9 protein-coding genes are annotated in these 11,468 nt (G+C 68.0%); 5 read left to right on the forward strand and 4 right to left on the reverse strand.

The annotated features are described in order from the left end of the window. Window positions 1-186: 186 nt before the first annotated feature. Complete coding sequence (locus R2N01_RS02575) at window positions 187-1,857, forward strand: ribulokinase (RefSeq protein WP_316668154.1); 1,671 nt, start codon at window positions 187-189, stop codon at window positions 1,855-1,857. A gap of 440 nt (window positions 1,858-2,297) precedes the next feature. Further along, on the forward strand, window positions 2,298-3,224 hold the full coding sequence (locus R2N01_RS02580) for a sugar phosphate isomerase/epimerase family protein (RefSeq protein WP_316668156.1): 927 nt from the start codon (window positions 2,298-2,300) through the stop codon (window positions 3,222-3,224). 861 nt (window positions 3,225-4,085) lie between these two features. Here R2N01_RS02580 and R2N01_RS02585 read toward each other — a convergent pair. The 3 genes from R2N01_RS02585 to R2N01_RS02595 all read right to left on the reverse strand — a co-directional run bounded on the left by R2N01_RS02585 (window position 4,086) and on the right by R2N01_RS02595 (window position 6,977). Further along, window positions 4,086-4,253, reverse strand: coding sequence for a hypothetical protein (locus tag R2N01_RS02585; protein WP_316668159.1), 168 nt, complete (start codon window positions 4,251-4,253; stop codon window positions 4,086-4,088). Window positions 4,254-4,590: 337 nt separating this feature from the next. Next, window positions 4,591-5,535, reverse strand: a complete 945-nt coding sequence (locus R2N01_RS02590; RefSeq protein WP_316668161.1) for a BadF/BadG/BcrA/BcrD ATPase family protein — start codon at window positions 5,533-5,535, stop codon at window positions 4,591-4,593. Between the two features lie 158 nt (window positions 5,536-5,693). Further along, the gene (locus R2N01_RS02595) at window positions 5,694-6,977 is read right to left on the reverse strand and encodes a glycosyl hydrolase family 28 protein (RefSeq protein ID WP_316668163.1); all 1,284 of its coding nucleotides are present in this window, start codon (window positions 6,975-6,977) and stop codon (window positions 5,694-5,696) included. Window positions 6,978-7,416: 439 nt separating this feature from the next. On the opposite strand from R2N01_RS02595, the gene R2N01_RS02600 reads away from it, so the two are divergent. From R2N01_RS02600 to pflA, 3 genes are read left to right on the forward strand one after another with little or no spacing between them, the layout of a single operon-like run. Then, complete coding sequence (locus R2N01_RS02600; RefSeq protein WP_316668165.1) at window positions 7,417-9,522, forward strand: pyruvate formate lyase family protein; 2,106 nt, start codon at window positions 7,417-7,419, stop codon at window positions 9,520-9,522. 31 nt (window positions 9,523-9,553) lie between these two features. Next, window positions 9,554-9,805, forward strand: a complete 252-nt coding sequence (gene grcA2 / locus R2N01_RS02605) for an autonomous glycyl radical cofactor GrcA2 (RefSeq protein WP_316668166.1) — start codon at window positions 9,554-9,556, stop codon at window positions 9,803-9,805. A 14-nt stretch (window positions 9,806-9,819) separates the two neighbouring features. After that, window positions 9,820-10,683, forward strand: coding sequence for a pyruvate formate-lyase-activating protein (gene pflA, locus R2N01_RS02610; RefSeq protein WP_316668168.1), 864 nt, complete (start codon window positions 9,820-9,822; stop codon window positions 10,681-10,683). Window positions 10,684-10,723: 40 nt separating this feature from the next. On the opposite strand, the gene R2N01_RS02615 is transcribed toward pflA, so the two are convergent. Continuing rightward, window positions 10,724-11,404, reverse strand: a complete 681-nt coding sequence (locus R2N01_RS02615; RefSeq protein ID WP_316668170.1) for a hypothetical protein — start codon at window positions 11,402-11,404, stop codon at window positions 10,724-10,726. Window positions 11,405-11,468 lie beyond the last annotated feature (64 nt).

The raw sequence follows: 11,468 nt of genomic DNA on the forward strand, positions 1-11,468 counted from the left end.
CCGCGCTGGGCGCCCGGCTGGGCGCCCCCCACGGCTGCCGGGGCCGGCGCCCCGGGACCCAGGCCTCGCCCGCCGGCCGCCCGTGCGGGGCCCAGGGGCCCGGCACGGCCTCCCCCTCCCATTCCTAGGACGGCCGGGCCGTCCAGGGGCTCCGCCCCGCGTCGCTCAACGAGGAGAGCACAGCAGATGACAGACAAGTACGTAGTGGGCCTGGACTTCGGCACCCTTTCGGGCCGCGCGGCCGTCGTCCGCGTCGACGATGGCGAGCTGGTCGGCACGGCGGTGTGCGAGTACCCGCATGCCGTGATGGACACGAAGCTGACCGCGGCCGGCGGGCAGACGCTGCCCCCGGACTTCGCGCTGCAGGACCCCGGCGACTATCTCGAGGCCCTCTACGCGACGGTGCCCGCCGCCGTGGAGGCCTCGGGCGTCGACCCGGCCGACATCATCGGGGTGGGCCTGGACTTCACCTCGGCGACCGTCGTCGCCGCGAAGGCGGACGGCACGCCGGTGTGCGCGCTGCCGCAGTTCGCCGGCAATCCGCACGCCTGGGTGAAGCTGTGGAAGCACCACGGCGCCGTCGAGCAGGCCGATCGCATCGTCGAGGTGGCCGTTGCGCGCGGCGAGGAGTGGCTGCGCCGCTACGGCGGCGTGCTCAACTCCGAGATGCTGCTGCCGAAGGTCGCCGAGACCCTCGAACGCGCGCCCGAGGTGTACGCCGCAACCGATGTCTTCTGCGAGGCCATGGACTGGCTCACCTGGCATCTGACCGGCCGCCTGACCTTCGCCGCGGGATCGTCCGGCTACAAGCGGATCCTCCAGAACGGCAGGTATCCGTCCAGGGAGTTCCTGCGCCAGGTGAACCCGGGGCTGGAGAACGTCTACGACGAGAAGATGAACGCGCCGGTCCTCCCGCTCGGCGAGAACGTCGGCGGGCTGCGGGCGGAGGCGGCCGAGAGACTCGGCCTGCCGGCAGGCATCGCCGTGGCCAGCGGGAACATCGATGCCCACGTCACGGGCCCGGCCGTTCGGGGCGTCGAGGACGGCGTCATGACGGCCATCATGGGGACGTCGGTCTGCTATCTGCTGTCGTGGCCGGACCCGGTTCCGGTGCCCGGCATCTTCGGCATCGTCGACGGCGGCATCGTCGACGGCTCCTGGGGGTTCGAGGCCGGCCAGACGGCCGCCGGCGACATCTTCGCCTGGTTCGTGGACAGCTGCGTGCCCGCCGGCTACAAGGCCGAGGCCGACGAGTTGGGCATCCCGGTCCACGAACTGCTCACCCGCAAGTGCGAGGACCAGCCGGTCGGCGCCCACGGCCTGGTGGCCCTGGACTGGCACAACGGCAATCGCTCGACCCTCATGGACGCGCAGTTGTCCGGCCTCATGCTCGGCCAGACGCTCACCACGACGCCCGAGGACCAGTACCGCGCGCTGCTGGAATCCTGCGCTTTCGGCGCCAGGACGATCATCGACGCGTTCGTCTCGGTGGGCATCGACATCAAGGAGCTCGTCGTGGCCGGCGGGCTGACGAAGAACCGCCTGTTCATGCGGATCCTCTCCGATGTCTGCCGTCGTCCGCTGTCGGTCGGCACGGCCGATCAACCGGGCGCCCTCGGCTCGGCGATCTTCGCCGCTGTCGCGGCGGGCCGGTACACCGATGTCAAGGACGCCTCGGCGGCCATGGGCTCGAAGGAGGAGGACGTCTACCTGCCCGATGAGACCCGCGCCGACCGGTACGACCAGCTGTACAAGGAGTACAGCGCCCTGTACGACTACTTCGGCCGCGGCGCCAATGAGGTCATGCACCGGCTGAAGAGGGTGCGCGCGCAGGCGCGCGCACCCATCGGGGGATGATCCCCGGACGGCGGCCGACAAGTGCGTTCGCCCGTCGGCCCTTGACGGGCGGTCGGGCGGTGGGCCCCTCGCCTGGAGGGCGCGGGGCCCACAGCATGATCAAGATCGGGCGGGGACGGGTCGGGCGGTCGCCTCGCGCCTGACCGAACCGGTCGGGGGACAGGGCGGTGACGCCGACGAGCACCACGGCGCCGCCGAAGGGCACGGTCAGTCAGGTGGGGCTGCTGATCGGCTGGATCCCAAGGCCGCCGGGACTGCCTGCGCGAGTGTGCAGCATCGATGCGGGCGGCGTCTCACCCACCACCTCCATGGTTTCTGCGTCGGGGACGGCAGGGTGACAAGGTGCTCAAACTTCTGGCGGAGGCTCGCGTACTTTTCCTATATGATCTATGATACGGGTATTGATCAACAGTCACGAGACTAGGGTCGGAGAGGACCACATGTACACAGCAGAGGCATGGCCCATCGCATGCAAGATGAACTTCGGCTCGTTCGCCGAGGACGGCACTCCGATGGCTGAGGCCCCGCCCGAGGTGTGGCGCGACCAGCTCATCCAGGTTGCCGAACTCGGGTTCAAGCACTTCGATCCCATGGATGACTGGATCCCACTGGCTGATATCAGCGAGGAGAGATTCGCTCGGTTCCGCGGGCTTCTCGATGAGACCGGCCTGGCATGTCCGGCCATGTCGATCGGGCGCAACAGCGTGATCGATGCCGACCGCGGCGATGACAACCTTGCCCTGGTGCATCGGACCATCGATCGCGCGTCGGCCCTCGGTGCCACGATCGTCAACATCGGTTTCCAACAGGATCTCACGGAGCCTCAGAAGAAGGCTCTGTGGTTCTGGCTGGCCGAGGGGCACCATGACGACCCGGCGCTTTATGATCTTGCGGTGGAGCGCGTGCGTGAACTCGGTGATCATGCCCAGCGCCTGGGTCTTGAGATCGCTCTTGAGATGTACGAAGACACCTTCATCGGTACGGTTGAGGGTGCTCTGCAGTTCCACCGGGACGTTGATCATCCCGCCGTTGGCATCAACCCCGACCTCGGCAATCTGATCCGTTTGCATCGTCCGATGCCGAAGGGCGAGGAGATGTATGAGAAGCTTCTCCCATACATGAATTACTGGCACATCAAGAGCTATATCCGTGACGAGGATGAGGAGCATGGCGTATATGTTTCTGCGCCGGTTCCCCTGAAGTATGGCGTGATAAATTATCGTGCCGTGATTCGTCGGGCGATCCAAGTGGGCTTCCGAGGACCTTTCATGACTGAGCACTATGGTTCTGACTGGCTGGGTGTTGGGGCCGAGAATGCCGAGTACATCCGACAGGTTCTGCGAGGCGCCCTACGTTCTTTCGGGTAGTGCCTGCGAGAGCCGAGATCTTCTGGACAGAACGATCTCGCTCGGGTGCTTGCTGTTCTGTTCACAGCTGAGATGATTCGATGAATCGGGGGTACGTGTCAGCCCGGGTGGTCCGTCTGCCGGTTGTGCCATGGTCGTCCTGGAACAGGATCGGTTGTTGGTTCGAGGGTGGGGAGGTGTTCGAGGTCGTGGTCGGAGGCGCGGCCGGTGATGTACGAACGGATCGAACGGCCTGAAACTCATCCTGCAGGACTTCAGGAGAAGCTGATGGGAGGAGCCGGACCGGTACTCGGCGTCGAGCCGGATCCTGGCCGCGTCGTACGGGGCCGGGACATCCCCCCAGAGCCCTGTGCGGATGCCGGCCCCGGGAGGGGCGGCCGGGCGAGAGCACTCCTGGGGTCTTCTTCCTGGGATCGGGGGTTCCGCCCGTGTTCTGGTTCCCCGCGTGCCCCGTCGGCATCCGGTACATCCTGCTGGTCCGCCAGCCGGCAAGACCATTCCCGAACGGTCTTCCCGCTCCGCTCGACCATCTCAGCGATGATGCCCACGTCGACGCCGCGGGAGGCGCGCAGGATCGCTTCGGCCCTCGTTCTGGCCGGCACAGGATGTTGGAACGCTTCTTCCGGCTGATCCGGACAGCGGTCCCTTCCGGGACGACATCAGCCCACGTGTCCCAATCACATCCGAGAGGTGGCACTGAATCCATCAAAATACGATTCTGTTTCATGCCGGCCATGCAAGAGAATGAAAGAGGGGAGTGGCGCCTCGATGGATGCCTTCCACGGGGCGGCCTCGGGTGGTCGCATGTCGAATCGATCACAACCCCCGGGGCCGCCTTCGTTATTCGTCTGTCGGGTTTGTTCAGGTGCCGCCGGCGCTGAAGGCCTGCATCGTCTTGTGCTGGAGCTCGTTGCCCTGCTCGACCATCTGCTTCACCGCGTTCGCCGACGGCCACGTCTCGCTGCGGAACTGGTCGGCCAGCGGCCCGTCCCGGTTGTCCGTGTCGCACAGCGCCCGACCCACCGGCACCGGGACGAACCGGCACACCGGCACCACCCGCCGGCCACCACCGGCCCGCCACGTCCCCGCGAGCCGCTACGGGCACGCGCGGAGCCCCGGTCGGGCCGCTGTCCCGGCAGAACCGGGGAGAACCCGCCGCCTCCGGCGGACCCCGGGACCACCCGCACCCGGGCCGGCCGGGACGCTCAACCGGCCGTCTGGACGAGCTCGACGGCCTCGTCCATGCACGGGCAGCCGCGCCCGGCCGTCATCGGGACGGTCGCCCGACGCGGCAACCGGTGGGTTCGCTGTAGCGGGGCCGGGCCTGGCGAGCGGGTTTACCGGTGCCGGAAACGCCGGTCCGGAATCACGTGTGCGCCTCGTGCACCCGCTGGCGCAGGGCCGAATCGGTGCTCAGGCGGGCCATGGCGAAGCAGCCGCCCAGGCCGTTGCCACTGGCATCGATGATTCGCGCCGCGGTGAATTGTCCGCGGATGAGCTCCTCGAAGCGTTCGCGCAGTACCGTGTTGCGGAAGGCCTGCCCGAGCATGCCCACTGCCGGGTCCGGGCGCTCGTCCTGTCCCACCCTGTGGAGCCCGGCGAGCGCCGCGACGGCCAGTTCATCGGCGGCCTCGGTGCTGATGGCCCGCGCGACCGGGTCGGTGGTGGCCAGGCCCGCGACCGTTCGGGCATACGAGGCGATGCGACTCACCTTGTGCTCGTCGGCCTGCAGCTCCAGATAGGCCTTCTCCAGATCGGGGAAGTCCTGCTCGATGAACCCGGTCAGCGCCGTGGCCCGCCCGCGCCCGTCGTGGGCGCGCATCACCCTGTCGAAAGCGGCCCGCCCGATCCAGTAGCCCGACCCGGCGTCGCCGATGAGATAGCCCCAGCCGTCGACCCGGGCGACGTCTCCGGTGCCGACGGCCAGCGTCACCACGCCGGTGCCGGCCGCCACGACGACCCCGGGTTCGTCGCCTACCGCGCACAGATAGCCCGTTGTCGAGTCGTGGGCCAGGAAGACGTGTTTCACGCCCGCGCTGCGCACGAGCGAGAGCAGCTCGGCCGGATCGGCGTCATCGGCCAGGCCGGACGAACCCACCGAGGCCGTGGGGCACGGCCGGTTGAAGGTGCGCAGCGCATCATTGACGTACTCGGCCAGCTGAGGGATCTGGGGGCGATCGTTCACCACGCCGGGATACGACTTCTCGGCCACCGGGACACCGTCGCACCTCAGTTGGGCGCGGGTTCCGGTCTGGCCGCCGTCCACGCACAGAACGACTTCGTTCCCACCGGTCAGGGCGTCATTGCTCATGCCGGCGAGTCTAACGAGAAGATCGCCGGCCCAGCCGGATGCCTGCTGCTCGGATTCCGCCGCCGTGACGGGGGCATCGGGATCCGGCCGGATGCGCACGGCCCGGGCTCATCGCCGCCGCGACGGGGCAGCCCGCTCGGCGTCCGGTGGCGGCGCGATCAACCCCTGCGGGCCACCCTCACATCGTCCTGTCTCACCCGCCCGGCCATCCGGGTGAAGACGCCGACCGGCCAGCCGGGGATCTCCTCCACACCCCACGGGCGGTCCTCGCCCTCGTCCACGTGGTAGGCATTATCCATGCCCGTACCCGCTCTGGCCAGGGGATTCACAGGAGGGCGCAGATCAGCGGTGCCTGCCATGACGCCTTCGGCGGCGACGAGCTCCACGTCGATGCCGCTCAGCTCGATGGCGCCGATGTCACCGGCGGCCTCCCCGACGATGACGATGGCGCCCTCGGCGCGGCCCCTCACGTCCCTGATGCGCACATCGTCCACGCGGCCGGGGCGGTTGCCCGCCAGACGGGCGCGGGAACTGATGTGCACCGGCTCGGCCGAGCCCCAGCAGGTGGGGCCCTGCAGGCGGGTGTCGATGCGCAGGCCGGTGACGCTGACGTCGGTGATCTCGCCGCCGTCGCGCGACTGGATGCCGAACGCGCGGTTCGACTCGACGATCTCGCAGTCGCTCACGCGCACGCGGCGTATCGGGCCGTGGGTCTCCGAGCCGATCTTGACGGCGCTGGAGCGCGAGCGCAAGCGGCAGCCGCGGATCTCGATGTCCTCGCAGGCCCGGGTCAGCGCCGGGCAGGCCTGAGCGGTGGTCTTGAGGCAGATCGAGTCGTCCTCGCCGGCGATGTCGCAGCCGATGACCTGCGCGCGCGAGCAGGTGTCGATGTCGATGCCGTCGGTATTCGGCACGTCCAGCGCATTGCGCAGCGTCAGATCCCTCAGGCGGCAGTCGGTGCTCGCCACCAGGTGCAGCGTCCACATCGGGGCATTGCGGATGGTGAAACCGCGCAGTTCCACGTTCGAGCAGCCCTCCAGCACGATGACGCGCGGGCGGTGGCGCTCGTGGGTCATGTAGCCGTGCCCGTCCAGGCCGTGCAGGTAGAATCCGGCGGCGCCGTCAATGACTCCGGTGCCGCTGATCGAGATGTTGTCGGCGCCGCGGGCGTAGACGATCGCGCTACGCGACTCCTCGGCCACCGAGACCGTCCGCTCGGGCAGATCGACTGCGGGGACGGCCTGCAGGAGCGCACCGGCGGCGAGCACCAGGTGCACGTCCGAGCGCAGCTCCACACCGCTCACCGCGTGAGTGCCGGCCGCCAGAGTCAGCACGCCGCCACCGGAGGCGCTGAGGGCATCGATCGCCTGCTGGATCTGCTCTGTGGCGTCCCGGCCGGTGCCTGCGGCCTCGATCCGCTCGTTCGGGGTGCTCCCACTCATGGCGCCTCCTGCCCCGGGGACATCGTGGCCGGTGCTGAACGGTTCCCCTCCCCACCGTATTTCATCCTCACCACATCCTGCGGAGCGGCCGCCGCGTGCCCGGTTCTCCGCTCTCCCGGCCGCTGGAGCCGCCGTCCAGTGGGTCGGTCATGACGGCCATCCGCCGGTCTGGGTGCTTCTCCTCGGGCGAAACGGCTCTCACTCCGGCAGATGGGCCTCATGCCCGGACGTGCGTCCGAAGGGCGGGCGGGCGATGGACGCAAGAAGCAACCAAGCCTAACCTGAACGTATCAGCGCGAACGCCGGTACCGAGCGTGCAGGCGCGAAAAGTACCGGGGCCACCCGAAGAAATGTCATACTGGCAGGGTCCGCTCGCGGCTCGAGGTACGACCGAGGGAAGATCCCCTGCGGTGCACCGATCCAACTAGAAAGGCAATTCGTGACAATCACTGAAGCCGACTCCGTCCGGACCGAGAACCCCTGGCACGACTTCGTCGAGGGCCCTTGGACGGCAGCCATCGATGTGCGCGATTTCATTCAGCGCAACTACACCCCTTACAAGGGCGACGCGTCGTTCCTCGCCGGTCCCACGGAGAAGACCCTCCGCGTGTGGGATCACCTGGAGGAGAACTATCTGAACGAGGAGCGCAGGCGCCGCGTCTACGACGTCGACACCCACACCCCGAACGACGTCGACGCCTTCGGCCCCGGCTACATCAGTGAGGACGACGACGTCATCGTCGGCCTGCAGACCGATGTGCCGCTCAAGCGCGCCATGATGCCGAACGGCGGCTGGCGCATGGTCGAGACCGCCATCGGCGAGGCCGGCAAGGAGGTCGACCCCAGAGTCAAGGAGATCTTCACCAAGTACCGCAAGACGCACAACGACGCCGTCTTCGACATCTACACGCCGCGCATCCGCGCAGCCCGCAGCTCCCACATCATCACCGGCCTGCCCGACGCCTACGGCCGCGGTCGCATCATCGGAGACTACCGCCGCGTCGCCCTCTACGGCGTCGACAAGCTGATCGAGTGGAAGCAGGCCGACAAGGACAAGGTCGTCGACCAGCCCTTCAGCGAGCACTGGGCCCGCTACCGCGAGGAGCACGCCGAGCAGATCAAGGCGTTGAAGAAGCTCAAGAAGATGGCGGCCGGCTACGGCTTCGACATCTCCGGCCCGGCCCGCACCGCCAAGGAGGCCGTCCAGTGGACCTACTTCGGCTACCTGGCCTCGGTGAAGTCCCAGGACGGCGCCGCCATGTCGATCGGCCGCCTCTCGGCCTTCCTCGACTGCTATTTCGAGCGCGATCTGAGGGCCGGTCTCATCACCGAGTCCGAAGCCCAGGAGATGATCGACGCGGTCGTCCTGAAACTGCGCGTCGTGCGCTTCCTGCGCACCATCGACTACGACCAGATCTTCTCGGGCGACCCCTACTGGGCCACCTGGTCGGACGCCGGCTTCGGCGATGACGGACGCGCCATGGTCACCAAGACCTCGTTCCGCCTGCTCCAGACGCTGCGCAACCTGGGCCCGGCCCCCGAGCCGAACATCACGATCTTCTGGGACAAGAGCCTCCCGAAGGGCTACAAGGACTTCTGCGCCGCCATCTCGATCGAGACCAGCGCCATCCAGTACGAGTCCGACAAGGACATCCGCGCCCACTGGGGCGATGACGCGGCCATCGCCTGCTGCGTCTCCCCGATGCGCGTGGGCAAGCAGATGCAGTTCTTCGGCGCCCGCGTGAACTCGGCCAAGGCCCTGCTCTACGCCATCAACGGCGGACGCGACGAGATGAGCGGCAAGCTCGTCGCGGACGGCTTCGAGCCCGTGTCCGGCGACGGCCCCCTCGACTTCGACGACGTCTGGGAGCGCTACGAGAAGATGCTCGACTGGGTCGTCGGCACCTACGTGGAGGCTCTGAACATCATCCACTACTGCCACGACCGCTACGCCTACGAGGCCATCGAGATGGCCCTGCACGACTCCGACATCGTGCGCACCCTGGGCTGCGGCATCGCCGGCCTGTCGATCGTCGCCGACTCGCTGTCCGCCATCAAGTACGCCACGGTCACCCCGGTGCGGGACGAGACCGGCCTCGTGGTCGACTACGTCACCGAGGGCGACTTCCCCAAGTACGGCAACGACGACGACCGCGCCGACGAGATCGCCTCGACCGTCGTCCACACGATCATGAGCAAGATCCGCGAGATCGAGCTCTACCGCGACGCCATCCCGACCCAGTCCGTGCTGACGATCACCTCGAACGTCGTCTACGGCAAGGCCACCGGCGCCTTCCCCTCCGGCCACGAGAAGGGCACGCCCTTTGCGCCCGGCGCGAACCCGGAGAACGGCATGGACACGCACGGCATGGTCGCCTCTATGCTGTCGGTAGGCAAGCTGGACTACAACGATGCACTCGACGGCATCTCGCTGACGAACACCATCACCCCAACCGGTCTTGGCCGTGACAAGGACGAGCAGGTCGCCAACCTGGTCGGCATCCTCGACGCCGGCTTCCTGCCGAACGACTGCACCGAGTACTGAGAGACCTACCAACCGCTTAGGAGATACCGATATGTCCGTGAAGACCTACGCGCAGCGCGTGGCCGACATGAAGGCCAACCGCGAAGAGACCGGTACGACCGACGGCCTGTACCACGCCAACATCAACGTGCTGAACCGCGAGACCCTCGAGGACGCCGTCGAACATCCCGAGAAGTACCCGAACCTCACCGTCCGCGTCTCCGGCTACGCGGTGAACTTCGTCAAGCTCACCAGGGAGCAGCAGCTCGACGTGCTGAGCCGCACCTTCCACCAGTCGGCCTGACACCCGGGCAGCTGATGACCGCTGACACGATCGCGCCGGTCGGGGACAACTCGTTCAGGTCCCCGATCCGGCGCCTTCACGGGGCGGGCCTCGATGGGGTCACCACCGAGGACCTGCCCCGCGGCGCGCGTCTGGAGGCGATGCACACCGGCACCGCGGGGTCGATCCATTCCTGGGAGCTGGTGACGGCCGTCGACGGGCCCGGCACCCGCATGACGGTGTTCTTCGCCGGCTGTCCGCTGCGCTGCCAGTACTGCCACAACCCCGACACCTTCTTCATGGCCAGGGGCCAGCTTGTGGCGGTGGACGACATGCTCGGGCGCATCGGCCGCTACCGCGGAGTCTTCCGCGCCACCGGAGGCGGCCTCACGCTGTCCGGCGGTGAAGTGCTCATGCAGGCCTCCTTCGCGGCCAATCTGCTGCGCGGGGCCAGGACGATGGGCGTCCACACCTGCATCGACACCTCCGGCTTCCTCGGCGCCGCCTGCACCGACGAGATGCTCGACGACATCGATCTGGTCCTGCTCGACGTGAAGTCCGGCGACCCGGACCTCTACAAGGAGGTCACCGGCAGGGCGCTGGCCCCGACACTGGCCTTCGGCGACCGCCTGGCGGCCAAGGGCACCGAGGCGTGGATCCGCTTCGTCGACGTGCCCGGGCTCACCGACGACCCCGCCAATGTGGCCAAGGTGGCCGACATCGTCGCGGGTTGGCCCAACGTCACCCGTACCGAGGTGCTCGGCTTCCACCAGATGGGCCGCGACAAGTGGCACGACCTGGGTCTGGATTACAGGCTCGAGAACACGCCGACCCCCTCGAAGGATGAGCTGGAGGCCGCTCGCGCGACCTTCCGCGAGCGGGGACTGAAGGTCTTCTGACAGTGAGGCTGTGGCTTGCGGGGCGCGGGCCAGCCTCTTCTCACCAGCCGCGGCGTGGCGAGTCGTCATGGCCCTGGATCGGCGGCTGGGCGTCACCGAAGCCTTGGTCGTGTGCGCTCTGGCCGTGCGAATCGCCGTACGGGCCATTGGCGGGCCAGCCGTAGGGCCGGGCCGGGGCGCCGTAAGCGCCGGGCTGCGGCGGCAGCGCGGGGAAGGGCTGGCTGTAGCCCTGCTGGCCGGACATCGGGACCGGTGGCTGCCTCATGCGCGTCCACCCCAGCCAGCCGAGGGCGAGGATCGTCAGCCAGGGCAGGAACGCCAGCAGGGAACTCGCATCGCTCGTGCCCGAGGAGGTGCTCACCACCGCTTGGAGCAAGGGGAATGCAGTGAACGCCGAGAAGATGATGAGCACCGCGAGCACCTGTCCGGCCCGGCCGTGCCGGGCCGCGACGAACATCCAGACCGACAGGCCGATCGGGATGCCGAGGGCGACGAGGAAGATGACGGCCACCAAGGCGAGGACGCCTGTGAGGTCAGTGGTGGTGAAGTCCGGGGGGAGCTCGGCGCCGAGCTCGCTCATCACGGTGGAGAGGATCGTACTGGCGAACAGCACGATGATCTCGGTCAACAGGAGCAGCAGGCCGTGGTAGACGATGGCCGCGATGGCAGCCCCCTTCGCCAAGCCGCTGTCGACTGAGTGCACGGCAGGAACATAGCTCATGGCACGAGGCTACGGCCTGGGCGCCGGTTCGGGCCAGTACGTGCGCTTTTCTCTTCCACCGGGC

The organism is uncultured Propionibacterium sp., from assembly GCF_963539965.1.
Classification (GTDB): Bacteria; Actinomycetota; Actinomycetes; order Propionibacteriales; family Propionibacteriaceae; genus Propionibacterium.